General features: G+C 33.5%; 30 protein-coding genes and 2 pseudogenes. 23 read left to right on the forward strand and 9 right to left on the reverse strand.

Annotated elements, in window-relative coordinates:
* Positions 1-3 precede the first annotated feature (3 nt).
* Positions 4-657, forward strand: a complete 654-nt coding sequence (locus ACU8YW_RS12215; RefSeq protein ID WP_060488911.1) for a TetR/AcrR family transcriptional regulator — start codon at positions 4-6, stop codon at positions 655-657.
* 199 nt (positions 658-856) lie between these two features.
* On the opposite strand, the gene ACU8YW_RS12220 is transcribed toward ACU8YW_RS12215, so the two are convergent.
* Positions 857-1,198, reverse strand: coding sequence for a WGxxGxxG family protein (locus tag ACU8YW_RS12220; RefSeq protein WP_446894070.1), 342 nt, complete (start codon positions 1,196-1,198; stop codon positions 857-859).
* 172 nt (positions 1,199-1,370) lie between these two features.
* Positions 1,371-1,886: a DUF3231 family protein gene (locus ACU8YW_RS12225; RefSeq protein ID WP_087986148.1), complete on the reverse strand. Its 516-nt coding sequence runs from the start codon at positions 1,884-1,886 to the stop codon at positions 1,371-1,373.
* A 465-nt stretch (positions 1,887-2,351) separates the two neighbouring features.
* On the opposite strand from ACU8YW_RS12225, the gene ACU8YW_RS12230 reads away from it, so the two are divergent.
* The 8 genes from ACU8YW_RS12230 (at position 2,352) to ACU8YW_RS12265 (ending at position 11,536) form a co-directional block, all read left to right on the forward strand.
* Positions 2,352-3,320, forward strand: a complete 969-nt coding sequence (locus ACU8YW_RS12230) for a YbgA family protein (protein ID WP_426934575.1) — start codon at positions 2,352-2,354, stop codon at positions 3,318-3,320.
* A 216-nt stretch (positions 3,321-3,536) separates the two neighbouring features.
* Positions 3,537-4,682 (forward strand): acyl-CoA dehydrogenase, encoded by a 1,146-nt coding sequence (locus ACU8YW_RS12235; RefSeq protein WP_000397260.1) that lies wholly within the window; start codon positions 3,537-3,539, stop codon positions 4,680-4,682.
* Between the two features lie 15 nt (positions 4,683-4,697).
* Positions 4,698-6,035: an acetyl-CoA carboxylase biotin carboxylase subunit gene (locus ACU8YW_RS12240; protein WP_097908097.1), complete on the forward strand. Its 1,338-nt coding sequence runs from the start codon at positions 4,698-4,700 to the stop codon at positions 6,033-6,035.
* Positions 6,036-6,061: 26 nt separating this feature from the next.
* Complete coding sequence (locus tag ACU8YW_RS12245; protein ID WP_001987345.1) at positions 6,062-6,277, forward strand: acetyl-CoA carboxylase biotin carboxyl carrier protein subunit; 216 nt, start codon at positions 6,062-6,064, stop codon at positions 6,275-6,277.
* A gap of 21 nt (positions 6,278-6,298) precedes the next feature.
* A complete protein-coding gene (mvaB, locus tag ACU8YW_RS12250; RefSeq protein WP_098133516.1) occupies positions 6,299-7,210 on the forward strand; it encodes a hydroxymethylglutaryl-CoA lyase in 912 nt (303 codons plus the stop codon).
* A 4-nt stretch (positions 7,211-7,214) separates the two neighbouring features.
* Positions 7,215-8,003 carry an enoyl-CoA hydratase gene (locus ACU8YW_RS12255; RefSeq protein ID WP_048546966.1) on the forward strand — a complete coding sequence of 263 codons (789 nt, stop codon included), beginning with the start codon at positions 7,215-7,217 and terminating at the stop codon, positions 8,001-8,003.
* Between the two features lie 2 nt (positions 8,004-8,005).
* The gene (locus ACU8YW_RS12260; RefSeq protein WP_075306983.1) at positions 8,006-9,547 is read left to right on the forward strand and encodes an acyl-CoA carboxylase subunit beta; all 1,542 of its coding nucleotides are present in this window, start codon (positions 8,006-8,008) and stop codon (positions 9,545-9,547) included.
* A 48-nt stretch (positions 9,548-9,595) separates the two neighbouring features.
* On the forward strand, positions 9,596-11,536 hold the full coding sequence (locus ACU8YW_RS12265; RefSeq protein WP_446894071.1) for an AMP-binding protein: 1,941 nt from the start codon (positions 9,596-9,598) through the stop codon (positions 11,534-11,536).
* Between the two features lie 443 nt (positions 11,537-11,979).
* Here the strand turns inward: ACU8YW_RS12265 and ACU8YW_RS12270 are convergent, their stop codons facing one another.
* The gene (locus ACU8YW_RS12270; protein ID WP_044440827.1) at positions 11,980-12,177 is read right to left on the reverse strand and encodes a hypothetical protein; all 198 of its coding nucleotides are present in this window, start codon (positions 12,175-12,177) and stop codon (positions 11,980-11,982) included.
* Between the two features lie 317 nt (positions 12,178-12,494).
* On the opposite strand from ACU8YW_RS12270, the gene ACU8YW_RS12275 reads away from it, so the two are divergent.
* Positions 12,495-12,710: a hypothetical protein gene (locus tag ACU8YW_RS12275; RefSeq protein WP_002085442.1), complete on the forward strand. Its 216-nt coding sequence runs from the start codon at positions 12,495-12,497 to the stop codon at positions 12,708-12,710.
* A gap of 45 nt (positions 12,711-12,755) precedes the next feature.
* Complete coding sequence (locus ACU8YW_RS12280) at positions 12,756-13,004, forward strand: hypothetical protein (protein ID WP_446894072.1); 249 nt, start codon at positions 12,756-12,758, stop codon at positions 13,002-13,004.
* 17 nt (positions 13,005-13,021) lie between these two features.
* Here ACU8YW_RS12280 and ACU8YW_RS12285 read toward each other — a convergent pair.
* Both ACU8YW_RS12285 and ACU8YW_RS12290 read right to left on the reverse strand, forming a co-directional pair.
* Positions 13,022-13,078 (reverse strand): annotated as a pseudogene (locus ACU8YW_RS12285) (exosporium leader peptide-containing protein); the annotation flags it as partial.
* Between the two features lie 198 nt (positions 13,079-13,276).
* Complete coding sequence (locus tag ACU8YW_RS12290) at positions 13,277-13,645, reverse strand: FtsB family cell division protein (protein ID WP_002168337.1); 369 nt, start codon at positions 13,643-13,645, stop codon at positions 13,277-13,279.
* Between the two features lie 666 nt (positions 13,646-14,311).
* On the opposite strand from ACU8YW_RS12290, the gene ACU8YW_RS12295 reads away from it, so the two are divergent.
* Complete coding sequence (locus ACU8YW_RS12295; protein WP_002127497.1) at positions 14,312-14,692, forward strand: hypothetical protein; 381 nt, start codon at positions 14,312-14,314, stop codon at positions 14,690-14,692.
* A 107-nt stretch (positions 14,693-14,799) separates the two neighbouring features.
* Here ACU8YW_RS12295 and ACU8YW_RS12300 read toward each other — a convergent pair whose 3' ends face one another.
* Complete coding sequence (locus ACU8YW_RS12300) at positions 14,800-15,102, reverse strand: hypothetical protein (protein WP_306426517.1); 303 nt, start codon at positions 15,100-15,102, stop codon at positions 14,800-14,802.
* Between the two features lie 549 nt (positions 15,103-15,651).
* Between ACU8YW_RS12300 and exsK the strand changes: the two genes are divergently transcribed.
* The 5 genes from exsK to ACU8YW_RS12325 all read left to right on the forward strand — a co-directional run bounded on the left by exsK (position 15,652) and on the right by ACU8YW_RS12325 (position 18,433).
* Positions 15,652-15,966, forward strand: coding sequence for an exosporium protein ExsK (exsK, locus tag ACU8YW_RS12305; RefSeq protein ID WP_000535565.1), 315 nt, complete (start codon positions 15,652-15,654; stop codon positions 15,964-15,966).
* A 141-nt stretch (positions 15,967-16,107) separates the two neighbouring features.
* A complete protein-coding gene (locus ACU8YW_RS12310) occupies positions 16,108-16,623 on the forward strand; it encodes a GNAT family N-acetyltransferase (protein ID WP_097908074.1) in 516 nt (171 codons plus the stop codon).
* A 51-nt stretch (positions 16,624-16,674) separates the two neighbouring features.
* Complete coding sequence (locus ACU8YW_RS12315; RefSeq protein WP_088609795.1) at positions 16,675-17,235, forward strand: nucleoside/nucleotide kinase family protein; 561 nt, start codon at positions 16,675-16,677, stop codon at positions 17,233-17,235.
* A complete protein-coding gene (locus tag ACU8YW_RS12320; protein WP_097908075.1) occupies positions 17,228-17,968 on the forward strand; it encodes an alpha/beta fold hydrolase in 741 nt (246 codons plus the stop codon). Before ACU8YW_RS12315 ends, ACU8YW_RS12320 begins: the two co-directional genes overlap by 8 nt.
* A gap of 6 nt (positions 17,969-17,974) precedes the next feature.
* Complete coding sequence (locus tag ACU8YW_RS12325) at positions 17,975-18,433, forward strand: DinB family protein (RefSeq protein WP_088609793.1); 459 nt, start codon at positions 17,975-17,977, stop codon at positions 18,431-18,433.
* 59 nt (positions 18,434-18,492) lie between these two features.
* On the opposite strand, the gene ACU8YW_RS12330 is transcribed toward ACU8YW_RS12325, so the two are convergent.
* From ACU8YW_RS12330 to ACU8YW_RS12340, 3 genes are all read right to left on the reverse strand, one after another.
* Complete coding sequence (locus tag ACU8YW_RS12330) at positions 18,493-19,509, reverse strand: D-alanyl-D-alanine carboxypeptidase family protein (protein ID WP_088063522.1); 1,017 nt, start codon at positions 19,507-19,509, stop codon at positions 18,493-18,495.
* Between the two features lie 180 nt (positions 19,510-19,689).
* The gene (locus ACU8YW_RS12335) at positions 19,690-20,847 is read right to left on the reverse strand and encodes a sensor histidine kinase (RefSeq protein WP_097890895.1); all 1,158 of its coding nucleotides are present in this window, start codon (positions 20,845-20,847) and stop codon (positions 19,690-19,692) included.
* Complete coding sequence (locus tag ACU8YW_RS12340; RefSeq protein WP_087986134.1) at positions 20,837-21,532, reverse strand: response regulator transcription factor; 696 nt, start codon at positions 21,530-21,532, stop codon at positions 20,837-20,839. The genes ACU8YW_RS12335 and ACU8YW_RS12340 overlap by 11 nt, the downstream gene beginning before the upstream one ends.
* A gap of 192 nt (positions 21,533-21,724) precedes the next feature.
* Here ACU8YW_RS12340 and yqeK point away from each other — a divergent pair, with 192 nt between their 5' ends.
* The 6 genes and pseudogenes from yqeK to ACU8YW_RS12370 all read left to right on the forward strand — a co-directional run bounded on the left by yqeK (position 21,725) and on the right by ACU8YW_RS12370 (position 25,830).
* A complete protein-coding gene (gene yqeK, locus ACU8YW_RS12345; protein WP_088609791.1) occupies positions 21,725-22,333 on the forward strand; it encodes a bis(5'-nucleosyl)-tetraphosphatase (symmetrical) YqeK in 609 nt (202 codons plus the stop codon).
* Positions 22,334-22,346: 13 nt separating this feature from the next.
* A pseudogene (locus tag ACU8YW_RS12350) lies at positions 22,347-22,994 on the forward strand (DUF3885 domain-containing protein).
* A 26-nt stretch (positions 22,995-23,020) separates the two neighbouring features.
* Entirely contained in the window at positions 23,021-23,758 is a 738-nt protein-coding gene (mtnN, locus tag ACU8YW_RS12355; RefSeq protein WP_137015065.1) for a 5'-methylthioadenosine/S-adenosylhomocysteine nucleosidase, read from the forward strand.
* A gap of 15 nt (positions 23,759-23,773) precedes the next feature.
* Positions 23,774-24,409 (forward strand): SDR family oxidoreductase, encoded by a 636-nt coding sequence (locus ACU8YW_RS12360; RefSeq protein ID WP_098133522.1) that lies wholly within the window; start codon positions 23,774-23,776, stop codon positions 24,407-24,409.
* A gap of 89 nt (positions 24,410-24,498) precedes the next feature.
* Positions 24,499-25,347, forward strand: a complete 849-nt coding sequence (locus tag ACU8YW_RS12365) for a GNAT family N-acetyltransferase (RefSeq protein ID WP_088609788.1) — start codon at positions 24,499-24,501, stop codon at positions 25,345-25,347.
* Positions 25,348-25,455: 108 nt separating this feature from the next.
* Positions 25,456-25,830: a hypothetical protein gene (locus ACU8YW_RS12370; RefSeq protein WP_088063527.1), complete on the forward strand. Its 375-nt coding sequence runs from the start codon at positions 25,456-25,458 to the stop codon at positions 25,828-25,830.
* Positions 25,831-25,880: the final 50 nt, after the last annotated feature.

The following is a 25,880-nucleotide window of genomic DNA, read 5'->3' on the forward strand; positions in this document are numbered from 1 at the left end:
TAGATGAAGAAGGATTGGTTGGATGAATTAATTGCCGCAACTAATACGGATAAACGAAATGAACGTCAAATGCGTATTTTAGAGGCAGCTGTTGATATGTTTGGAGAAAAAGGATATGCATCAACTTCTACAAGTGAAATTGCAAAGCGTGCTGGTGTAGCGGAAGGAACAATCTTCCGCTACTATAAAACGAAAAAAGATTTATTGTTAGCGGTCGTCATGCCGACATTAACAAAGTTTGCTGCACCATTTTTCGTACAAGCCTTTGCAAAGGAAATATTTAAATCGAAGTATGAATCATATGAGGGACTTTTACGAGTTGTCATTCATAATAGATTTGAATTTGCTCAAAAGCACTTTCCTATGATTAAAATATTAATTCAAGAAGTACCATTTCAACCAGAGCTAAAAAATGAAATACAACAATTAGTAGAAACGGAACTGTTTTCACATTTCAAAAAGTTGATTGTGAAGTTTCAAGATAAAGGAGAAATTATTGAGATACCACCATCTTCTGTATTACGTCTTACTTTATCAGCTGTATTAGGTTTACTATTAACACGATTTTTATTATTGCCTGAAGAAAAATGGGATGATGAAGTGGAAATTGAAAATACGATTCAATTTATATTGTATGGATTAACGCCACGAATCTAACTATAACAACATTTTAGGGGTTTGATTTTTGGTATTTAAATAAATGTAATTTAATAGGTTTAATCATAAGTAAAAATATATTGATGTGTGAATTACATATACTATTTTTAAGCAAATAATAAATCGCCTTTAAAAAGGCGATTTATATTCATTATACAATTTTGATAAATAAGTACTTGTTTACGAAAAACATTCTAGATTAACGTACTTCTTTGTCTCTTCTTCTAAGACCTAATAATCCTGCTAGACCTAATAAACCCAGCCAAGCCCAATTATTATTTCTATCATGATTATTATTTCTATCATGATTATTATTTAAATCATTTGTCGTATTTACATTTCGAGTTCTCACATCATTATTAACTCTGTTCAAGTTATTATCATTAACTCTGTTCAAGTTATTGTCATTAACTCGAGTTGACATATCAGTGTTATTAACTCTATTCATATGATTTCCATCGTATTCAGCTTGGGCAGATGTGCCTAAAAACATAATAGATAGTGCTAAAACACTTAAAATAGATGATAATTTTTTCTTCATAAATTTCCCCTCCTTTCTTATGTATTAATTTCTCCATTGCTTTTGTACATTATTCGTATCACAGTATCTAAATCATAAAGTTAAAATTATTAGAACTATCTTTAATCTCCATTATTAAAAGGACAGGTAAATACAACGAAGCGGTTAACAAAAGTTAACCGCTTACGCCATGTTATGCTTGATCAGATTGAAGAACATGTAAAGGAGGAGGAATAATCCAGCCTTTTTTCTTATTTAACCGTAGTAAGGTAGCACCTGCTTGTGCCTTTTTCATATGGAATTGTCCAAACATCATTCCTACGTCTTCTCGAAGTGATTGTCCCATCGCTTGGCTACATGCTACTAGTCCAGCAGCAAGATCCATAGAAACTTTAGCTGCAATTTCTGCGTCATTAATACGAGCACCAGGAGGGATTGTTTCAATAGATGCAACTGGACGCTCTGGAGGTGCTGGTGGTAATGCCACACCGTTTGATTTTAACAAGTTTTTTAGTTCTTCAACTTCTGATTGGATATCATTTTCTATAAGATTTTCTAAAAACTTTTTTAAGTCCTCGTCTCCAGAATGATTGACAAGAACTTGGTAACCAGCAATTGCACCTTGTGCCCCTGCAAGATAACTCCAAATTGCAAAGACTTCTCCGTAATGCATTGGTTCATTTTGGGGATTACCACTTAATACTCCCATTTTAATATGCCTCCTTAAAATGAATGGATTTTTTGAAATATTTTTTACCAAAGAAAAAATGCTTCTGAAAATGTTCCGTAATAAAGAAAGTAGGTTTCTAAAATTCATTTGGAACACCCTAACTACAAGTAATACTTTCTCAGTCTATAATGTACAAATATAAAGAATATATTCCAAATAACTTGGGGTTAAAATTCGTATTAAGACTTATTTTAATTTAAATGTAAAGAGGAGAGGAAAGAATCTGTAACTATGCTAGTAAAGATGGATTGTGTTTAGACAAAAATGTATTAACAAGTTTGTACAAGAACTTGTTAATACATATACGAAATAGATTTGAATTGCAGTTGATATAGCATTAAATTTATAGTTATTATAAAAATAATCAATATAAACAGACTTTGCTTAAGATACTAATATCAGTACAATTTAGATTGTATGGATTGATACCATGGAGGTAATGAAATGCGGCAATTTGCAAAACCAACAATAGTTGTAAGTAAATGTTTAGAATTTGATGCCTGTCGTTATAATGCAGAGATGATACCAGATGTAACAATACGAAATTTGCAGCCATTTGTTACTTTTATACCTGTTTGTCCAGAAGTCGAGATCGGATGGGGGACTCCTCGTGAAACGATACGAATTGTAGAAGAAAATGGTGTGAATAGGCTTGTACAGCCGTCGACACGAGAAGATGTAACTGAAAAAATGGAGCAATTTTCATATGTCTTTTTACAAACGATATCTGATGTGGATGGTTTTATTTTAAAGAATCGTTCGCCGAGTTGTGGTACGCGTGATGTGAAAATTTATTCTGGTTTTGAAAAAGCACCAGCAAAAGGAAAGGGATCTGGCTTATTTGGCGGAGCAGTAATAAAAAATTTTTCGCATCTTCCAATTGAAGAAGAGGGTAGATTGTCGAATTTTATTATTAGAGAACATTTCTTTACAAGGCTGTTTACAATCGCGCATTACAAAATGATTAAACATACTAAAAACATAAAAGAACTCGTATCATTTCAATCAGACTATAAGTATTTATTTATGGCATATAATCAGGTAAAACAAAAGGAATTGGGGCGTATTATTGCAAACCAAAAAAATGAAACGATTGAAGTGGTATTTGAAAACTATGAGAAGACTTTATATGAATTATTTATGCGCACACCCCGCTATACATCGAATGTAAATGTATGTGAGCATATTTTTGGATATTTTAAAACTAAGCTGAAAAAACAAGAAAAAGATCATTTTTTAGATTTGATACAAAAGTATATAGAAAAGAAAGTCCCGCTTAGTAGCTTACTTGCAATTTTAAAATCATGGGCCATTCGATTTGACGAAAAGTATTTATTAAGACAAACATATTTTGAACCTTACCCTGAAGCTTTAGTTGAAATTTCTGATTCGGGAAAAGGTAGAGATTATTAAACAATAAATTACATAATTCGACAAGAAAACTCCTATGTTGTTGTAGAACAATGTAGGAATTTTTTTGTGCATTAGTACAGAATCTGTTTTAAAATTAAGTTATGACAGAATTATAGCAATTATCTAACTAATATTCGTGTCTTTTAATTCGTAATGTTTGTAGTAGAAACTCGCACGCTGTCGAAACTCAATATTCGATAAGGGGTGTGTAGCGGAATGGAATTTACTCTAACTCGCGAAAAACAAATGATTAAAGAAATGGTACGTGACTTTGCTGAAAAGGAAATCGCACCGAAAGCTGTATATTATGACAAAACTGCGGAATTTCCATATGAAACATTTCAAAAAATGGGCGAACTAGGATTATTAGGAATCCCATTCCCTGAAGAGTATGGAGGTTCAGGTGGCGATACTGTATCGTACGCGTTAGCAGTTGAAGAAATTGGTCGTGCTTGTGGTGGGACAGGATTAAGTTACGCTGCAACAATTTCATTAGGTGCTTCTCCAATTTATTATTTCGGTACAGAAGAACAAAAACAGAAATATTTAATTCCAATGGCATCAGGTAAAACTTTAGGTGCTTTCGGATTAACTGAGCCGAACGCTGGATCTGATGCAGGTGGTACACAAACGAAAGCTGTATTAGATGGAGACGAGTATGTTATTAGTGGTGAAAAGTGTTGGATTACAAATGCAGAGTATGCAAATACAATTATTGTAACCGCTATCAACGGTGTTGAAGATAATGGTAGAAAGCGTATTTCGGCATTTATCGTACCGACTACAAGTGAAGGATTAACGATTTCAAGTCCTTACGATAAGATGGGTGTTCGTGCTTCTAATACATGTGAAATCGTACTTGATGGTGTACGTGTACCGAAAGAAAATATTCTTGGTGATGTAAATAAAGGATTTAAACAATTCTTATATACACTTGATGGAGGACGTATTTCAATCGCAGCATTAGCAGTAGGTATTGCACAATCTGCATTTGAACGTGCGCTGCAATATGCGAAAGAACGTCAACAATTTGGAAAGTCAATCTCTAATTTCCAAGCGATTCAATTTAAATTAGCTGATATGGCGACTGAAGTAGAACTTGCACGTAATTTAGTACATAAAGCAGCTTGGTTAAAAGATAATGATAAACCTTTCGGTAAAGAAGCGGCTATGGCAAAGTTATTTGCATCTGAGGCTGCTAGTCGTATTGCAAATCAAGCGGTACAAATTCACGGTGGATACGGCTATATGCGTGAATATGAAGTGGAACGACATATTCGTGATGCAAAACTATTAGAAATTGGTGAAGGAACTTCTGAAATTCAACGTCTCGTAATTGCAAGACATTTAGGATGTAGATAAAAAGGAGGAATCACTATGTTTCAAAAAATATTAATTGCTAATCGCGGGGAAATCGCAGTTCGTATTATGAAAACTTGTCAAAAACTTGGCATTCGCACTGTTGCTATTTATTCTGAGGCTGATGAAAATGCCCTTCATGTAAAAATGGCAAATGAAGCTTACTTAGTAGGTGGACCGCGTGTCCAAGAAAGCTATTTAAACCTTGAAAAAATTATTGAAATAGCTAAGAAGACAAATGCTGAAGCAATCCATCCGGGATATGGATTATTATCAGAGAATCCGTCTTTTCCGGTTCGCTGTAGAGAAGAAGGGATTGTATTTATCGGTCCATCAGAAGAAATCATTACGAAAATGGGAAGTAAAATCGAATCTCGTATTGCAATGCAAGCTGCAGATGTCCCAGTAGTTCCAGGTATTACTACAAATATTGAAACTGCTGAAGAAGCAATTGAAATTGCAAAACAAATTGGTTATCCATTAATGCTGAAGGCATCCGCAGGCGGCGGAGGCATTGGAATGCAGTTGATGGAAACTGAGCAAACGCTCACCAAAGCATTTGAAAGTAACAAAACAAGAGCACAAAACTTCTTCGGTAACGGAGAAATGTATTTAGAGCGCTATATTGCAGATTCACACCATATTGAAATTCAGCTTTTAGCAGATACACATGGTAACACAGTGTATTTATGGGAGCGTGAATGTTCCGTGCAGCGCCGAAATCAAAAAGTAATTGAAGAAGCACCTTCACCATTTTTAGATGAAGGTACGCGAAAAGCGATGGGGGAAGTTGCTGTACAAGCTGCCAAAGCTCTAGGCTATACAAATGCAGGTACAGTTGAGTTTCTTGTAGATGATCAGAAGAACTTTTATTTCTTAGAGATGAATACGAGATTACAAGTAGAGCATCCAGTTACAGAAGAAATTACAGGTTTAGATCTTGTAGAACAACAACTTCTAATTGCATACGGTGAGAAACTATCATTTACACAAGATGATGTAAAACGTAGTGGTCATGCCATTGAGGCACGTATTTATGCAGAGGATCCGAAAACTTTCTTCCCATCACCTGGGAAAATTACAGATTTAACGCTTCCATCAAATGTACGTATTGATCACTTTTTGGAGAATCAAGTCACGATTACACCTTTCTACGATCCAATGATTGCGAAAGTCATTGCTCATGGTGAAACTCGTGAAGAAGCAATTTCAAAATTACATGATGCTTTAGAAGAATTAAAAGTAGAAGGTATTAAAACGAACACGCCAATGTTACTTCAAGTATTGGAAGACGATGTGTTCAAAAGTGGTATTTATACAACAGGTTTTGTAACGAAACAACTTGTTAAAAAATAAGATTTAACAATATTAAGGGGGAAAAAATGATGACGAAGGTATATGCATCGATGGCAGGAAATGTATGGAAGATTGTTGTAGGAGTAGGAGATACAGTAGAGGAAGAGCAGGATGTCGTCATTTTGGAATCTATGAAAATGGAAATTCCAATCATTTCAGAAGAAGCTGGCACAGTTATGAAAATTAATGTGCAAGAAGGCGATTTTGTAAATGAAGGAGATGTATTACTAGAAATTGAATAGGGAGATATAGGGGGAAGCGAATTGAAACTACCTAATTTTGCTGTCATTAAAGAAGTCGGGCCACGTGATGGCTTACAAAATGAAAAAAAGATTGTTGGCACAAAAGATAAAGTAAAATGGATTCAACTACTTACAGAGGCGGGATTATCGTACGTTGAAGTTTCCTCATTCGTTCACCCTAAATGGGTCCCTGCATTAGCAGATGCAAATGATGTGTTTTCTGAGCTGAAAAGGGATCCCAATGTTACTTATGCAGCGCTTGTTCCAAATCAAAATGGTTTGGAACGAGCTTTTTTGCAAAATGTAGATGAGGTGAATGTTTTTTTATCAGCAAGTGAATCTCATAATAAAAGTAATATTAATAAATCAATTAAAGAAGCATTAGTTGTAATTGAAGATATAACAAAACAGGCATTATTCGAAGGAAAAAAGGTAAGAGGCTATGTTTCTACTGTATTTGGCTGCCCTTATGAAGGAGATATAAGCGTCGTAGCAGTTGACGAATTATGTAATCAACTATTTTCATACGGCATTTATGAAGTATCACTTGGTGACACGATTGGTGTAGCGAATCCACTACAAGTAGAGCGAGTATTAGAGTATTTATTAAAGAAATATGATGCTTCGCAGTTTGCAATGCACTTCCATAATACGTATGGAATGGCTCTGGCGAATGTAGTTAAGTCATTAGAATATGGTATTACAACATTTGATAGTTCTTGTGGTGGTCTTGGTGGATGTCCATATGCACCAGGAGCATCAGGCAATGTTGCAACCGATGACTTAGTTCATATGCTCCATAAGTTAGGGGTCCAAACGAATATTGATGAAGAGAAGTTATTGAAAGCGAGTCAATTCATTCAAAGTAAATTAAATATCCAATTACCGAGTCATGTGTATAGAGCGCTTCAACATAAAACGATAAGTAGGTGAGAAGATGCTACAACTACAAAACATTTCAGTTAATTATGTAACACCTCACGTTGTAAAGATTTCGTTATATCGTGAAAGACAAGCAAACTCATTATCTTTAGCGTTATTAGAAGAGTTACAAAACATATTAACTCAAATAAGTGAAGAGTCCAATACTCGTGTAGTTATTTTAACAGGTGCTGGTGAAAAAGCGTTTTGTGCTGGTGCTGATTTAAAAGAACGTGCTGGTATGAATGAGGAACAAGTTCGCCATGCTGTTAGTATGATTCGCACTACTATGGAGATGGTTGAACAATTACCACAGCCAGTTATTGCTGCCATAAACGGAATCGCCCTTGGTGGCGGTACGGAATTAAGTTTAGCTTGTGATTTTAGAATTGCGGCTGAATCTGCAAGTCTTGGTCTTACTGAAACTACACTTGCAATTATACCAGGAGCAGGTGGTACGCAGCGTTTACCAAGATTAATTGGTGTTGGTAGAGCGAAAGAATTAATTTATACAGGCAGACGTATTTCAGCGCAAGAAGCAAAAGAATATGGTTTAGTAGAATTTGTTGTACCAGCTCATTTACTTGAAGAGAAAGCGATTGAAATAGCAGAGAAAATTGCTAGTAATGGTCCTATTGCTGTTCGATTAGCAAAAGAAGCAATTTCAAACGGTATTCAAGTTGATTTACATACCGGATTACAAATGGAAAAACAAGCGTATGAAGGTGTAATCCATACGAAAGATAGATTAGAAGGATTACAAGCATTCAAGGAAAAACGCACACCAATGTATAAGGGGGAGTAAATATGTTAGACCAAAAACAACAATCGAATACATTTGAAGAACGAGTTGAAGCGATTAAACAAGGCGGCGCACCAAAGTATCATGAACAAAACAAAGCAAAAGGAAAACTATTCGTTCGAGATCGCTTAGCTCTTTTATTTGATAATGGTGAATATGTAGAAGATGCATTATTTGCAAATTGTGAACAAACAGGATTACCTGCTGATGGTGTTATAACGGCAACGGGTAAAATACATGGTCGTACTGCATGCGTAATGGCAAATGATTCAACGGTAAAGGCTGGATCATGGGGCGCACGTACAGTTGAAAAGATTTTACGTATTCAAGAAACGGCAGAAAAATTACGTGTTCCGTTATTTTATTTAGTTGACTCTGCTGGAGCGCGTATTACAGATCAAGTAGAAATGTTCCCAGGGCGCCGCGGTGCAGGAAGAATCTTCTACAATCAAGTGAAATTATCAGGTAAAGTTCCTCAAGTATGCTTATTATTTGGACCTTCGGCAGCTGGTGGCGCATATATTCCAGCCTTTTGTGACATTGTTATGATGGTAGAAGGAAATGCATCTATGTACTTAGGTTCTCCTCGTATGGCGGAGATGGTTATCGGCGAGAAGGTAACTTTAGAGGAGATGGGTGGAGCTCGTATGCATTGCTCTGTATCAGGATGCGGAGATGTTTTATGTAAAACAGAAGAAGACGCGATTACACAAGCAAGACAATACATTTCATATTTTCCAAACAACTACTTAGAGAAGACTCCATTGGTTACACCTCAAGAACCGAAACAATTCGAAAAAACGTTAGAACAAATCATTCCAGAAAATCAAAATGCTCCTTTCAATATGAAAGATCTCATTAATAGAGTTATTGATGAAGGTTCTTTCTATGAAGTGAAAAAATTATTTGCTCAAGAACTAATTACAGGCTTGGCACGTATTGATGGTAAGCCAGTTGGTATTATTGCAAATCAACCGCGTATGAAAGGCGGCGTATTATTCCACGATTCAGCGGATAAAGCAGCGAAGTTTATTAATTTATGTGATGCATATCATATTCCATTGTTATTCCTTGCAGATGTACCTGGATTTATGATTGGTACAAAAGTAGAGCGTGCTGGTATTATTCGTCATGGTGCAAAGATGATTTCTGCAATGAGTGAAGCAACTGTACCAAAAATTTCTATCGTTGTTCGTAAAGCATACGGTGCTGGTTTATATGCAATGGCAGGTCCAGCCTTTGAACCAGATTGCTGCCTAGCATTACCGACAGCCTCTATTGCAGTAATGGGTCCAGAAGCGGCAGTCAATGCTGTATATGCAAATAAGATTGCAGCTTTACCAGAAGAAGAGCGTGATAGCTTCATTGCTGAAAAACGCGAAGAGTATAAGAAAGATATTGATATTTACCATTTGGCATCAGAGATGGTCATTGATGGTATTGTTCATCCAAACAATTTAAGAGAAGAGTTAAAAGGACGATTCGAAATGTATATGAGTAAATATCAAGTATTTACAGATCGTAAACATCCTGTTTATCCAGTTTAAAGCCCTATTTAGGGCTTTCTTGCTCAAAAAGTCAAGGAGGGGAAAACATTGAAACAAGCAGTTTGGTTTCCAACAGAAGAATATAAAGAAAAAACGCGTTTATATGGTTGGATGAAATCATTGGGCTATGAAGATTATGAAACGTTTTATAATAAATCTATTGAAGATACAGCATGGTTTTGGGGAGAAGCTGAGAAAGCGGTTGGCTATCAATGGATGAAGCCTTATACAGAAGTGCTAGATTTAGAAAATGGTACACCGTTTGCACAGTGGTATAATGGCGGAACATGTAACGTTGTAGAATCAGTTTTATCACGCTGGCTTGCAGATGATGAAACAAGAATGCAACCAGCACTACAGTACGAGGGAGAAAATGGAACTTCAAAATCATTTACATATGAAGATCTTGACAACTGGGTAAGTCGCGTTGCAAACGGTTTAAAACATGCGGGTATTGAAAAAGGTGACCGTGTAACAATTTATATGCCGATGATTCCAGAAACAGTTGTTGCAATGCTAGCTGTTATGAAAATCGGAGCAATTATTTCACCAATATTCTCAGGATTTGCGTCTGATGCAGTCATGACTCGTGTACAAGCGGCAGGATCAAAAATGATTATTACTGCAGATGGTTTTTCACGCCGAGGTAAAGTTGTTTCATTAAAAGACGAAGTAGATAAAGCTTGCGAACATTGTCCAACTGTTGAAAAAGTTGTTATTGTTCGTCATGCAGGAAATGATTTTACACCACATAATTATGATTTCCCATGGAGTGCGCTAGAAAAAGAAAAACCATTTACACATGCTGAAGAGATGAATAGTGATGATCCGTTAATGCTCATTTATACATCAGGTACAACTGGGAAACCGAAAGGAACAGTACATACACATGCTGGTTTCCCTTTGAAATCTGCATTTGATGCAGGATTTGGAATGAACATCAAACAAGGTGACCGCGTATTATGGGTAACTGATATGGGCTGGATGATGGGACCGTTTTTATTATTTGGCTCTCTCATTAATGGAGCAACGATGGTTATGTACGAAGGGGTTCCAGATTTCCCAGAAGCAGATCGTTTATGGGAGACTGTTGATAAATATGAAATTACACATCTCGGTATATCACCAACATTAATTCGTGCGTTAATGGCAAAGGGTGATGAGTATGTAAATAAACATTCGCTCAAGAGTTTAGAAGTATTCGCATCAACAGGTGAACCTTGGAATCCAGATCCTTGGATGTGGCTATTTGAAACAGTTGGAAAAAATAATGTACCAATTTGTAACTATTCAGGCGGAACTGAAATTTCTGGTGGGATTTTCGGAAACATCCTTATTAAACCAATTGCACCGATTAGTTTTAACGCATCTTTACCAGGAATGGCAGCGGTTGTGCTCGATGATCAAGGCAATCCAATTCGTGATGAAGTTGGAGAATTATGTTTAGAGAAACCTTGGGTTGGTATGACGAAAAGTTTCTGGGAAGACGATGAGCGTTATGTGAACACGTATTGGTCACGTTTTGAAAACAAATGGGTTCATGGTGACTGGGTGATTTATGATGGTGAGCAATATATTATTACAGGACGCTCAGACGATACGTTAAACATTGCTGGAAAACGTATTGGACCTGCAGAATATGAATCTATTCTTGTGAAGCATAATGATGTCATAGAAGCTGCCGCGATTGGTGTACCTGATGATGTAAAAGGTGAAGTTTGTCATTGTTTTGTAGTATTAAGGGACAATGTAACATTCACAGGAGAGTTAAAGAAAGAATTAATGAGTTTAGTAAACTCTCATATCGGAAAAGCATTGTGTCCAAAAGATATTCACGTTGTAGAAGATTTACCAAAAACACGTAATTCTAAAGTAATGCGACGCGTCATTAAAGCTGCTTACTTAGGAAAAGAATTAGGGGATTTATCATCACTTGTAAATCCTGAAGTAGTTCCGTTTATTCAGGGGTTACAGTCTAGTAAACTATAAAATTACGAATGAGCTCTATGTAAATAGAGCTCATTTTTAATGTTTACAAAAAAATAAGAGAGAAAAAGTAAATTTGAAGTTAAAAAATCTACTATTAGTGTTAAGTATATCTGTTTGTTTTTAGTTTTTATCAAAATAGGATACTATGGCTGGCTATTCAATGGAGTGATTGAATTTTGTTAAGAATGAAAATTTAGTGAAGAAAAAAGTAAGAAATAAAAGGAGAAATCCCTGGGGGACAGGGATTCAATAAGGGAGATATCATTGTCGTTCAATGTCGAAATTTGGCGTATCCGACAAATTAATATTATCACGAATTTTCAGGAGATTGCGATAGTGGATGTGTCAAAAATGTGTACGTGTTTCATATAAAAGTGTTATTTAAATAGGAAAAGGGAAAAGAATTAAGCTCACTGGTTCTTAAGATTTTTTCCCTTTTAAATTTACTGTTTGTTCGTTGTTCTATATACATCTGAAATTGGTAAATCTTCGCCATGTAAAGCTTGAGTACTGTCCTTTTTGTTTGAATCATGTGCCTCCTGAGATGTTTCTTGCATTTGCTCTTGGGCCTTACTAGGAGTATTCAGCGCATCTGATGACACATGATCAAGTTGTTGACTTAATAAATCTTTTTTATCCATGTTATGTAGCTCCTTTTTGAACTTAGATATAAAAACGAAGTGCTTTTAAATAGTTACGTGGGTATTATGTATCTTTGAATGGAATTATATACATAAACTATATTGAGAATTTAACTAATTATAAAAATTACTTGTGATGACAAGCTTAAGAAATATAAAGATCATTAGTTCTTAATAAAAGCGTTATTTTAGTAGGGTGTTACGAAATTTTATTTGAAAGGAACATCCCAATGATAAAAAAGAGCACTGTAAATCAGTGCTCATCTTATTAGATATTGCTTAGTCCTTAAAAATAAAACCATTATGAACAATTCACAATGGTAATAGTGACGCTAGCCATTGTTCCAGGAGAATCAAGAAGTGAAGCAGTAACGGTTACTGTTCCAGGCCCATTAGCGGCTAGAAATACAGCGGTAAAGTTACCTGAAGCATTGGTAATGACCGCAAGAGGAACCATGAAAGCAAGAGAAGGGTTACTGAATGAAAAACTGACCACTACTCCTGGAGTAGGACTACCGTTTACTAATACTTGACCCGAAAAAAATAAAGTATTATTTCCTTGAGTGGATACACATGCTGTGGTTTCGTTAGAAGTCAAGGTAATAGAGGCAGGCCCAGCAGGAAGATTAAATCCAGTTGGTCCAGTTGGTCCGGTAGAACCAGTTGATCCGGTAGAACCGGTTGGTCCAGTTGGTCCAGTTGGTCCGGTAGAACCAGTTGATCCGGTAGAACCGGTTGGTCCAGTTGGTCCAGTTGGTCCGGTAGAACCAGTTGATCCGGTTGAGCCAGTAGCTCCTGTAGAACCGGTGGGACCAGTAGGGAATTGAAAGGGTTGAACAGGTGGAAGTGTAGGTCCAATAGAACCCGGATTAAGTGCAGCAAAATATAAAAACTCGTCCATTATTTATCACCTCTAAAAATCGTATTACTAATAGTAAATGTAATGATAGAGCAATGTGAAATGGACAAGTGGTTGTATTTTAATAAATTAAACAAAATAGTTATTTGATAGAAAAAGAAATTAGTATGTTTATTTTAGAAATTAAATATAAAAAGGCGATTATCGTCAAATCGCCTTTTTGGGTAATGCAGTGTAATTTTATTCAGTTATTTGAAATATAGTTTCATTCGGTTTGGAAAATCCATACAGTTTCCTTGCGAATTTTAAAATTTCTTCTTCACTACCTGTTAAAGCCTTAACATCATTTTTAAGGGAATGACCATCCTTCTTTAAAGAAGATAATTTTTGTTGCTCCGTATTAACCGTGATTTGTTTCTCTTTAATCATTTCTTGCTGGTTATTAAGAGAATATTGAAGGACAAAAATTATAGGTAATATAAAAGCTAAAGTAGTTATAATACGGCGTCTTGTTTTTTTATTATTACCTTGTTTGGTGTTAGCGTTCACTTGCTGTGAGGGTATCTTAGGATTTGATTGTTGTGATGATATTTTTGGGATGTTTCCCATTAAAATGCCTCCATTACTGATTGTAGAATTTAAACTGTTTAAAAGTATTATAAATGTTCAATGGGAATTTTAGAAGATAGTTTAATATAGGTGAGTTTTGTAAAGTTTAAACAAAATCCTTATTTAAATAAAAGGAACCCCGATTGTCTGCAGGGCTCCTAAGGGTAATCGTCAAGTAATGACGTACTCGACTAGTTAACGATATCATGAATTTTTTGGTAAATATACTGGTAAATGCGTCCAAATTAATGAGAGCATTATTTGAAACAAAAACGCTATTTTAATAGGGAGGGGAATAATGATGATTCCATGGGACAAGCGAGTATACATTGTATTAAGGTGATCATTTTATTACAGAGGGGACAATTTTAGAGGTTAGTGAAAAGGCGAATAAATCATTATATTGGCTTTGGTGCATGTTAGCTCCAAGCTATGAAAAAGTGTGCGGTAATAGTACAAAGCGACTTCGGTTGATTCGGATAGATGATGATGAAGAATGATATAAAAATTTCATTTTGTAGAGAAATGAGGTGATTAAGGATGGGCATAGAATATGCCATGTTTGTATTAAAAAAGAGCAGAATTTAGCCTATATATAAAGATGTTGGAATTGTTCTAAAGGGGGGAATATCTGAAATATAAATAATTGAGGGGAGTGAACTAATAATGGAAACTAGTACTTTTTTAGGATTGTTTTGGGGATGGATAACGGTTATCGTATCGGGAATACTTTTCGTACGTCCATCGGTACTACGTGAATTGAAAAAATTAGTGGTTGAAGACAGAGGATTTGGTATTATGTATGGTTTTCTATCGATTTTCCTAGGGTTAGGTAGTGTAATCCTACATAATGTATGGGTATTCAATTGGCAGGGGTTCCTAACGGTTATTGCATGGCTTGCATTATTAAAGGGAATCTACATAATTGCATATCCTGAACCCTCCAAGAAAACAGACTTTGAATTAAGGGTACTATCTACACGTATAGCGCTCGCTATCATTGGCGCCTTGGCTTTATGGATGCTTATAGTAATCTATATAAAATAATCCTTTTCTAATAAGAACTATATTAAAATAAATCTCTACGTGTTCATTGACAAAAAGCTGACTATACTTAGTCAGCTTTTTGTATATTACATTCTAGTATTTATCGGTCACAAAAGACATGTTCTCTCTTTTAAGTCGATATCGAAAATATTACCAATTTTTTCTTTTACAATGACAACAAATAAAGAAACATTTACAACGACACTTATTTCGTTTAGAACTCCAATCATCATCACAATGATTCTTTTCTTTAGATTTCCACCAATCATCATTACAATGCTTTTCCTTAGAACTCCAATCATCATCACAATGATTCTTTTCTTTAGATTTCCACCAGTCATCACAACAATGCTTTTTCTTAGAACTCCAGCAATCATTTTTCCAGGACATTCTTTTATACCTCCCTTCAATAGGATTCATACTATTCTATGTTTTAGTAAAAGAATGGCTTGTTTATTAACCTATTATTTTACCTTTATATGATAGAGTGCTTTCTACTAGATATAGAATTCATACAAACTATGCTAATTTTCAGGAGATAGTTGAGAGAACTACTGGTTATGATATTAATCAACAAACACTTGTTGAAGGAAACGTTAAGATTTTAAATAATATCTTATTTTGGAGTACGCTTTTTTGAATGTATATTTCACAACAGCAAAGGTACTATATTAATGCAAACAAAGCCTATGTATATGGTATATGTGAAGTAATAGGAAAAGCTGGGGACTCTTAAAGGAGCTGACTTATAAGAGGTTGTCTAAACTTTAAATTCAGCAGAATTAAATCCAATTCCCCTCATTAAACAAGCTTCAAATTGTTAGAGGCCTGTTTTTATAGTTAATAAAGAAAAGAATGTCTAATACAATTGTTTGTTTTTTCCTTTCTATGTGTTTGTCTCTTACACTTTTAAGCTTGTGGACATACTTTACTAATAGAAAGGATTAGGGGGTGAGGTTTTGGGTTCTCGATTTAATAATTGTAAAAAGAAGTGTACATGTAAACAGGATGATTGTTGGGATGCTTTCGAAGAATGTAAAAAAGAACAAGAAGAACAAAATAAAAAATGCGATTGTTGCTGTGTACAAGGAATTAGAGATGAGCTTAAAAAATTAGTAAACAGAGCCGTGCGAATTACTACAGTAGGAAATAATTATGCAGGAACTGTTTCTTCAGTAACTTGCGATGTTGTAAAGCTTGCTAATAGTGCTGGGGTAGTTACGGTAATTATTTCTGTTTGTAAAATTGAAGCGATTGAACTTTTGTTGACATAGGAAAATAGCATAATTATGCCGTTTTTTGTAAAGCCATTCTTATGAATGGCTTTATTTTAATTTCGTATAAAAGGAGAATATATTCTTTATATAGAAATAGGTTTGAGGCTATAAAGAGTGATGTACGAACGGAGAATGAGAGTGATTAAATTAGTACCCTTTAAAAGATCTGATTTCAAACAATTAATAAATTGGATTAATTCCGAAGAATTTTTAATACAATGGTCGGGAAATGCATTTACATATCCTTTAAATGAACAGCAATTAGAGAAATATACAGAATCTGCAAACACACTGGCATTCAAAATAATGGATGAAGAGACTAAAGCAGTTATTGGTCATATTTCTCTTGGACAAATAGATAATATAAATAAGTCTGCTAGAATTGGAAAAGTGCTAGTTGGTAATACGAAAATGAGAGGGCGTTCTATAGGGAAACATATGATGAAAGCCGTACTTTGTATTGCTTTTGATGAATTAAAACTACATAGAGTAACTCTTGGTGTTTATGACTTTAATAAGTCAGCTATTTCTTGTTACGAAAAAATAGGTTTTGTAAAAGAAGGTTTATTAAGAGAGTCAAAAAGAGTAGGAGAAACGTATTGGAATTTATGGGAAATGAGTATGTTAGAATATGAATGGAGCGGTAAAAAATAATAGTTATCTATAACTATGTTATGTTAATTAAAAGGGGTATGGTGGGAAATTATGAATAAAAAAACGAAAATCATTACAGTTGCAGCTGTTTCAGGAGGAGGTAAAACTACTGTTACAGAAAAATTAACTCAAAAGTTAACAAATTCAAAAGCACTATATTTTGATAGCTATCACTTTAAAAACTGTCCTAGTGATATTTGTAAATGGATTGATGATGGAGCAAATTATGATGAATGGGTACTTACGCCATTAATTCATGATATTCAGCATCTTATACGAGAGGCTAATGTAGATTATATTATTGTAGATTATCCTTTTGCATACTTAAATAGTGAAATGCGAGAGTTTATTGATGTAACTATATTTATCGATACACCTTTAGATATTGCGATGGCTAGAAGAATTTTGCGAGATTTTAAAGAAGATACAATAGATGAAATACATAATGATTTGAAACATTACATGACATTTGCGAGAAAAGCATATTTAGAGGCAATTCATACTGTTAAGCCGAATTCGGATATTATATTGGATGGCTCTTTATCTGTAAGTAAAATAATTAATCATGCTGTAGAGGAACTTGGCCTGAGAGAAGTGATTGTCAATGGTTAAATGTATAGAGGAATATGTGCAAGTTGATGATTTTAAAATGTATACGAAAAAGTTTCAAGGAAAGAAGCTGCAGCCAGTTATTATAATGGAGGCAGGTTATGGCGATTATTCAAAGGCGTGGGACCATATTGCTGAAGAGTTGATGGAATATGGGACGGTACTTACATATGATCGAGCGGGATTAGGGAAAAGTGGGAAGAGTTCCAAGAGACGTATTAGTTCTGAAATGGTAAAAGATTTAAGAAGTTGCTTAGCGCAACTACAATTGAAACCACCTTATATTTTTGTAGGACATTCTTTTGGCGGTATAAATGCACGTTTATTTGCGACTTCTTATCCCAAAGATTTGTTGGGAATCGTTTTGGTTGATTCGACACCGGAAAATTATAAAGAAGATTTTCTGCCAATCATGTCTCCAGAATTTCAAGAAGCTTACTATAAACAGTTTGTATATGAAAGTTCTTATGAAGAGTTTACATTTAGTTTAAGTGAAGTAGATAGACATTGTAAATCAATGAATGATATTCCACTTGTCGTGTTAGCTGCGGGTAAAAAAGCTTTTTATTCGCCAGATGCACAAATGAAATGGTTACAATTGCAAGAAGAATTATTACGATTATCATACAATCATAAATTTGTAATTGCAGAAAAAAGCGGTCACTATATTCAAAAAGATGAACCATATTATGTAATAGATGCGGTTAAGTGGATTGTTGAGGTAGGGGAGAGATAAATATATATGTACACGTTATTTCAATACAATTGGCAAGTAAGGGATGATTGGTTTAAGTGGTGTGAACAACTTTCAAAGGAAGAATTACTCCGCAAGCGTGTAGGTGGTGTTGGGAGTGTTTTAGAAACATTATTCCATATTGTCGATGTTGAGTACAGCTGGATTAGTGCGCTTCAGGGAAAAGAAGATAATGAACCGCAGTTTAAAGATTATCAATCCATCCAAAAAGTGAAAGCGTTATCTGATTTATATAAACGAGAATTAGAAGATTTTTTACAAGAATGGTCATCTACCGTAGAATGTAAGATATTAAAAGCTTCATGGACGGATAAAACATATACATATGGTGAAGTTTTAAGACATGTAATTGTACATGAAATTCATCATATTGGTCAGCTATCTATATGGGCGAGAGAATTAAATCTTCAGCCTGTTTCAGCGAATTTAATTGGAAGAGGATTATAAATTTAGAAAACCGGCTTGCACTGTAAATGCAAGCCGGTTTTTATATAAAAGAAGATTTCCTAGTTGAAATCCTCGGATTTTTTCTGACGTATATGTAAAAACATTAAAATTGTAATGATGAAGAAAATCAACAATGTTTGTATGATCAAATTTTTAAATTGAAGCAAAACTGTCCACGATGTAACAGCATCTTTAAAAGCTTGGAGTGCAGAGTACGAGGAAGGATCAAAACCGTACTGTAGTAACTTTTTTGTTTCAATAAAAGTACTGTTTTCTTCATTGGAGTCTAATATTACGGAAATAAGTCTAGTATCTCCTCGTTTTGCTGTACTGACAAAACTATAATTACCATTAGTTGAAAAACTAGTTTGTAAGCCGTCAACACCTTGGAGTTTAATGTTTTTATTAAGAGAATAAATCATTTTATTTGTGTTGAAAACTTTTGAGTCTTTGAAGGTAAATTGGTAAGAGGTTAGTTTCGTAACATTCAATACATCTGGAAAGTCTTTTACTAATTGTGTCGCTAGTTTAGCTACGTCTATAGCTGTTGTAGTTGATTGTTTATTTGTATCGTTATTCATTCCAGTAGCATTTAGAAACGGGGATGGTTGTGATAACTTTAGTTGTTTTGCTTTCTCATTCATTAAAAGTGTAAAGTTATCTTCGTTTCCAGCAATGTGTTCTGCAATGGCAAGTGCGGAACGATTATTCCCTGTCAAAAACAATGCATGAAGTAAATCACGAACTGTCGTTTTATCTTTCGAAGTTACTTGTATAGGACTCGTTTCTGCTCGGAAAACTTCGTTACTTATTTTTACTAATTCATCTAACTGTATTTTTCCTTCATTCAGTTGTTCCAGTGTGATATACTCTGTCATTAATTTAGATAAAGTAGCTGATTGTATAGGAGTTTCTTCATTTTTTTTATAAACAACTTCACTTGAATTAGCATCTATTAAAATAGCTGATTTAGCTTGAATAATTGGACCATTTACATAGAGGTAAAAATATAAAACGATAAGTGCTGTAATAACAAAAGATAAGAATAAAATTGTGAACTTTTTCAAGAATTGCATAAGCGATCCTCCTACTATGACATCAATAATACTATTGTAAAAAGGAATGCTTAATTAGGAAGAAAGAAAAGGTAAAGAATTTCTAAAGAATTATAAAGGATTATTAAATTTGGATTTTAATGGAAAATAAAAGGTCCAATTTCTTATATGGTAAGAAATTGGACCTAAAATTAAGTTGTATTAACATTTATATGGTTGTAGTTTTACAGTGAAAGTTGTTTTTTTATCATCACTATATACTTCAATTGTTCCTTTATGCAATTCCACAATACTTTTTGCAATTGCCAATCCGAGTCCAGATCCACCAGTGTTCGTAGAGCGAGATTTTTCAACGCGATAAAAACGTTCAAAAATATGAGGTAAATCCGTACTAGGAATAGGTTGGCCGTAATTTGTTATATCTATAGTAATCATGTTATTGCTTTCATAGGCAGCAAGGTCGATATATCCACCGTCGTTTCCATAAGCGATAGCATTTATAATAAGATTTTCAAACACTCGTACTAATTTGTCTCCATCAGCTAATACCATGAGTTTTTGAGATGGGAAAGAAGGTCGACATTCTATATTAGCTTCTTGAACTTGTATGCGGAATTGAACAGTTAATTGCCCAAGTAGCTCTACAATATCAATGGGAACAGAATATAAACTTAACTCTTTATTTTGAACACGTGTATATTCAAACAAATCATTCATTAATGCGTTAAGACGGGTTACTTTATCGTAAATGACTTGTATATAATGGCGTAATTCCACTTCATCTCTATAATTATCATGGTGGATTAAATTTACGTATCCAACTATAGAGGTAAGAGGAGTACGTAAATCATGCGATACATTTGTAATAAGTTCACTTTTTGCTTGTTCCGCCTGTCTTTCTTCATCAATCGAAACTTTCAATTGTTCAACAATGTGATTAACCCCGCTTGCTAACTCTTCCAGATAATTATGGTTTACGATAGAGACTTTATGATTGAAGTTTCCATTTGCAATATAACGAATTTCTTCTATCATTTTTTTAATACAAGTTTCATAATAAATCTTTTTTTCATGACGATAAAAAATGTATAGGTAGGATGAGAAAATAGAAAATAAAAACAAATAAGATACAATCATCATCCATAGAGATTCCTTTATTCCTTTATATTTTTCATATCCAAAAATTCTAATGAATTCTTTTCCGAGCTCGCTTAACGTAAGTGAACTTTCAATTACACTTGTAACAAGGCGATATATAATTAATTCAGTAATAGGAGTAAGTGTGATGGCTAACATAAACCAAAAAATTAACTTCCATTTTGGGATATCTTTTAATATATCAAATGCTTCATTTCTCAATTTTATAGCCTACTCCCCAAACAGTATGAATAAACTTCTCTCCATTCATTCCTGTTTCAAGTTTATCTCGTAAATTACTAATGTGAACCATTACAGTTTTATTTGAACCATAACCATCTTCGTTCCATACTCGTTCAAAAATTTCTTCGGAACTAAATACTCTTCCGGTATTACTCGCAAGTAAATATAAAATATCAAATTCAATAGATGTAAGTTTAATATATTCTCCATTTACTTTAACAGTATGATTATGTTTGTGTATTTCAGCAGAACGAATACGAATAATACCATCTTCATTTTTGGAGGAAGTGGCATTTTGGAAAGATGATCTTCGTAACAAAGCTTTCACTCTAGCTACTAATTCTAATGGATTGAATGGCTTAATCATATAATCATCTGCACCTGTCATAAGACCTAATATTTTATCCATATCTTCTGCTTTTGCACTCAGCATAAGAATAGGTACAGTATTATTCTCACGAACTTCCTGGCAAACTTCTAATCCATTGCGTTTTGGCATCATAATATCCAAAACCATAAGGTCAACATCATATGTAGAAATCATTTGCAATGCCTCATCGCCATCGTATGCTTTATAAATGTTATAGCCTTCATTTCGCAAATAAACAGCAAGTAACTCAACAATTTCTTTATCATCATCAATAATTAATATGTTTTTATTCATTATGTAGTTCCTTTCCTTACAAATCATTAACATTACTATAATATCAAACATTTATGTATTTTGTAGCAATGATTCACCATAAAATTTCATGTAACGTATAAAAAAGGGATTAAAACATTCATAACGAATACAAATAAAAAGGATATTTAAATACAGCGTTATATTGAAAGTTAGGAAGAAAGGTGACTTGAGATGTTATATAAGGATATATATTCATTTACTCCAACTGGAAAAATTGAAAATGATATAAAATCATTTCTATTAAAATACAATAAAGAACATACTTATAAACATTCAATTCGGGTGACAAAAGAAGCCCGTAAAATTGCGATTACGTATCATGTAAATGAAGAAAAGGCAGCGATTGCAGGATATTTACATGATATTAGTGCAATCTTTCCAAATGAAGATCGGGTTGCAGTTGCTGAAGAATTTGGAATAGAGATATTACAAGAAGAACGAGAATTTCCAATGATTATTCATCAAAAGTTATCGAAAGTAATTGCAAAAGAGATATTTAAAGTGGATGATGAAGAAATCTTAAATGCAATTTGCTGCCATACTACACTACGTAAACTTGCAACGAAAATGGATTTAGTGTTATTTGTTGCTGATAAAATAGAATGGGATCAAAATGGAGCACCACCATATTTAGTAGAAGTAAAAAAAGAATTAGAAAAATCTTTAGAACATGCTGCTTTTGCATATATTTCATATTTGTGGGATAGAAAAGACACGTTGAAAGTTATACATCCATGGCTAGAAGATGCATATTGGCAGTTAAAAGAAATTGTAGAGTAGAAAGGAATTAAGAATGCAATTAAAAGAATATATGAATGAAACATTCCCTGGAGTTACATTAGTACCACATATATACTTTCAATGGGAAAATCATTTGCATTTTCATTTTGGGAAAGGGAAAGACCTATTTGTAGAAAGAACCGACGATGTAAATAGGGAATACTTCACTCAGCTTTATACATAAAATAAATACTTATTTGAAGATATATTTTCAAAAGAAGATGAAGTTTTTTTAGTAACAAATGTTTATCGATTTAAAAAGGAAAATGTGAAAAATCCGCAGAAAATTAATATATATAGACGTTTTATTCATAATAGAGATTTAAAGTATCATATAAGGCAAGAAACAATACCTTTTTTATTTGAAGAAGAAGAAGCTGACTTGTATTGTACTTATCAATTTTCATTAAAATGTTTTGCTTGTGATATAAAGTATACACCGCTTATTCAAGCTGCAAATCATGAAGATTTTCTAGGTCTTTATCCCCGTTTTGGACGCAAAAAAGAAATTTCTTATCCAGATGTATTTCTCATAAATGCAACAAAAGATATTATCATGTTTATTTACGATGATAGAGGATGTGAAGTAATTGCGAAGAATAAAGAAACAATACGAAATTTATATGAGAAATATAAAGAGTGGATTCCAGATTATGAATGAGAAAGTATAGATAAAGTATTTACATGATAACAATAGGGGAAGTGAAGCATGTAATGAAACGTATTGCAATCGTATCCGCATGGGAACCAGAACTTACGTATTTGCATCAATATTATCCAAGTGAACGTATTGAAAAACGAGCAGCTTGGGAATTTCATTTTCATTATATTAATAATATGGAAGTTATCTCCGTAATAACTGGAGTTGGGAAAGTAAGTTGTGCTAGTTGTGTGCAATTATTAATTAGTGAGTTTCAGCCAGATGAGTTGTTTATGACAGGAATATGCGGAAGTCTATCAAATAAGGTGAAAAATGGACATATTGTAGTAGCCCTTAATGCAATACAACACGACGTTACTGCTGCTGGTTCAGGGGAAGATATTTTTAATTTATATAATGGTAGGACAGCACCTATTGAAACAACAAAGTCACTTGTAAGAAGAATAAAAAAGATACGATCTTATGATCCGATTCATTATGGTACATTTTTATCTGGAGATCAACGTATCCGTAGTTCAGAAATGAGATATTTACTCCATACTGTATATGGAGCATTAGCGGTTGATCAAGAAGTGGCAGCTTTTGCTTATGTGTGTCAAATCAATAACAAACCTTTTCTTAGTTTAAAAGCTGCATCAGATCAAGCAAATGATAAAACGAAAGAGGAACAAAAAATCTTTAAAATGTTAGCGTGTGAACGAGCGTGCGAGCATTTAATTGCTTTTTTACGTGTACATGAGATTAATGTAGTAAATAATAGATAGTAAGAGGGGTTAATATTGGAAAGTACAAATAAAATAGCTATTCTGGGTGCAAACGGAAACGCAGGGAAATTCCTTGTAAACGAAGCGTTAGAAAAGGGATATCAAGTAAAAATATTAACAAGAAATTCTAATAATATCAAAATAACAAATGAAAATTTAGAGATTATTAATGGAGATGCACGTGATTTTGTTTCAATACGCAAATTACTTAAAGGGTGTCGAGCTGTAATTAATGCGGTAGGTCAACCAAAAAATGAATCTTATATTTTTAGCACAGTAACGAAGCATATTTTAGAAGCAATGAAAGAATTTGAAATAAAAAGATATATACTAATTTCTGGAGGTTCTTTAGATGTTACAGGAGATCAAAAGGGAATTGTAAATAAAATAGGAGCTACCTTGTTTAAAGTATTTTTATCAAAGATGATGCAAGATAAATATAAAGAATTGCAAACTATTCAAGGTAGTGATGTAGATTGGACAATTGTTAGATTACCATTTGTTATGGAAGGGAAGAGCATTGGAAATATAAAAGAGAGTTTAGTAGATATGCCAGGAATCAAAATTCAAAATAGTGATATTGCACCATTTGTTATAAAACAAATTAACAGTGAGAGATATGTAGGGAAGTGCCCGTTTATTTCAAATTAAATGTTAAAGAATGATGGGTAGAGTGAAACTAGTACATTTTACGTATTTGAATGCTAAGTTTAACACGAGTAAGTGGGGGAGAATTTTATATGATTCAATACAAAAGATGCAGTGAAGTAAGTATAGATTTAGTGTATGAAGCTTTTAAAGATGGATTTTCAGATTACATTATTAAAATGGAAGTTTCAAAAGAAGATTTTATAAAAAGGTTTTTGGGACCAGAAGGGAATTCACTAAAACATTCCTTTCTTGCTTTAGACGGTAACAAATCTGTTGGTGTAATACTTGGCGGGATAAAGGATTATGAAAACATAAAAACAATGCGTTGTGGAACATTAGCGGTTCATCCTAATTACCGCGGTATTGGTGTGAGTCAAAAATTATTTGAACTGCATAAGGAAGAGGCGCTTCAAAATGAGTGTAAGCAACTTTTTCTTGAAGTCATTGTAGGCAATGACCGAGCGATTCATTTTTATACGAAATTAGGCTATGAAAAAGTGTACGATCTATCTTATTATAATTTAAAAGATATGACTAAAATAATAAATAAAGATTGTAAGGGAATTGAAGTAAAACAATTAGAATTTCCAGCTTTTAAAGTTGAAATTCAGAAATGGTTACACTTCCATATAAATTGGCAAAATGATATGGATTATATCGGAAAAACAAACAATACATTTTATGGTGCATATGTCGATAATGATTTAAAAGGTTCTATATGTATGAATGAACAAGGTAAAATTAGTTTTCTTTTCGTAGACAAAGACTATAGAAATCGTGGTATTGGATCAAAATTATTACAAGTAGCAACAGAAAACTTAAATGTATCAAGTTTATCAATTGGGTTTCCAAACAACAATTTACTGGAAGGGTTTTTAAAGAAAACTGGATTTGAAAAGAATTCATTAGCACAATATGAAATGTATGTATTATTATAAAAAGCGAAAGGAGTCATTCTTTCGCTTTTTATTTTTGTGCTATATTGATATTTTACTTTGTATAATATTCTTTTTTTATGTAGAATAGATAGGATGGGATGGGATGAAATGAATAATGGATTAAAGTTTAAGATTTTTGAATTGCATTGTTTCGTTCAAAAGACTTATTCTGATATTAAAATAGCATGTGATATTGCTATTTATCAAGAAAACACTTCTAAATATTTAATTTCATTAGGATTTTTAAATAAATCATATATGACTTATATAGAAGCAAAAAGATTTTATCGTGAAAATGAAGAACTTATAAGTGTAGAATTTGATAATTTCTTTCATACATATGATAAATTAGAACAAGAATTAAAAAAAGTTATTTCAACTGAAGATAAGAATCCTTCATTGCTACATAGCAGATTTGATCAGTTTCAGCAAAAAGTTGAAAATATAAATGACCTAATAAAAGTATTGCAAAACGCTCGTTAAAGAATACTTTTTCTTTTTCATATAGAAAGTATGCATTAAAAACATATTAG

This window comes from Bacillus pretiosus (genome assembly GCF_052947655.1).

Bases quoted from the DNA above. Each gene is read 5' to 3' on its own strand.
- ACU8YW_RS12215 (WP_060488911.1), top strand. From the start codon at position 4: ATGAAGAAGGATTGGTTGGATGAATTAATTGCCGCAACTAATACGGAT.
- ACU8YW_RS12220 (WP_446894070.1), bottom strand. From the start codon at position 1,198: ATGAAGAAAAAATTATCATCTATTTTAAGTGTTTTAGCACTATCTATT.
- ACU8YW_RS12225 (WP_087986148.1), bottom strand. From the start codon at position 1,886: ATGGGAGTATTAAGTGGTAATCCCCAAAATGAACCAATGCATTACGGA.
- ACU8YW_RS12230 (WP_426934575.1), top strand. From the start codon at position 2,352: ATGCGGCAATTTGCAAAACCAACAATAGTTGTAAGTAAATGTTTAGAA.
- ACU8YW_RS12235 (WP_000397260.1), top strand. From the start codon at position 3,537: ATGGAATTTACTCTAACTCGCGAAAAACAAATGATTAAAGAAATGGTA.
- ACU8YW_RS12240 (WP_097908097.1), top strand. From the start codon at position 4,698: ATGTTTCAAAAAATATTAATTGCTAATCGCGGGGAAATCGCAGTTCGT.
- ACU8YW_RS12245 (WP_001987345.1), top strand. From the start codon at position 6,062: ATGATGACGAAGGTATATGCATCGATGGCAGGAAATGTATGGAAGATT.
- ACU8YW_RS12255 (WP_048546966.1), top strand. From the start codon at position 7,215: ATGCTACAACTACAAAACATTTCAGTTAATTATGTAACACCTCACGTT.
- ACU8YW_RS12260 (WP_075306983.1), top strand. From the start codon at position 8,006: ATGTTAGACCAAAAACAACAATCGAATACATTTGAAGAACGAGTTGAA.
- ACU8YW_RS12270 (WP_044440827.1), bottom strand. From the start codon at position 12,177: ATGGATAAAAAAGATTTATTAAGTCAACAACTTGATCATGTGTCATCA.
- ACU8YW_RS12275 (WP_002085442.1), top strand. From the start codon at position 12,495: ATGGTAATAGTGACGCTAGCCATTGTTCCAGGAGAATCAAGAAGTGAA.
- ACU8YW_RS12290 (WP_002168337.1), bottom strand. From the start codon at position 13,645: ATGGGAAACATCCCAAAAATATCATCACAACAATCAAATCCTAAGATA.
- ACU8YW_RS12295 (WP_002127497.1), top strand. From the start codon at position 14,312: ATGGAAACTAGTACTTTTTTAGGATTGTTTTGGGGATGGATAACGGTT.
- ACU8YW_RS12315 (WP_088609795.1), top strand. From the start codon at position 16,675: ATGAATAAAAAAACGAAAATCATTACAGTTGCAGCTGTTTCAGGAGGA.
- ACU8YW_RS12320 (WP_097908075.1), top strand. From the start codon at position 17,228: ATGGTTAAATGTATAGAGGAATATGTGCAAGTTGATGATTTTAAAATG.
- ACU8YW_RS12325 (WP_088609793.1), top strand. From the start codon at position 17,975: ATGTACACGTTATTTCAATACAATTGGCAAGTAAGGGATGATTGGTTT.
- ACU8YW_RS12330 (WP_088063522.1), bottom strand. From the start codon at position 19,509: ATGCAATTCTTGAAAAAGTTCACAATTTTATTCTTATCTTTTGTTATT.
- ACU8YW_RS12340 (WP_087986134.1), bottom strand. From the start codon at position 21,532: ATGAATAAAAACATATTAATTATTGATGATGATAAAGAAATTGTTGAG.
- yqeK (WP_088609791.1), top strand. From the start codon at position 21,725: ATGTTATATAAGGATATATATTCATTTACTCCAACTGGAAAAATTGAA.
- ACU8YW_RS12365 (WP_088609788.1), top strand. From the start codon at position 24,499: ATGATTCAATACAAAAGATGCAGTGAAGTAAGTATAGATTTAGTGTAT.
- ACU8YW_RS12370 (WP_088063527.1), top strand. From the start codon at position 25,456: ATGAATAATGGATTAAAGTTTAAGATTTTTGAATTGCATTGTTTCGTT.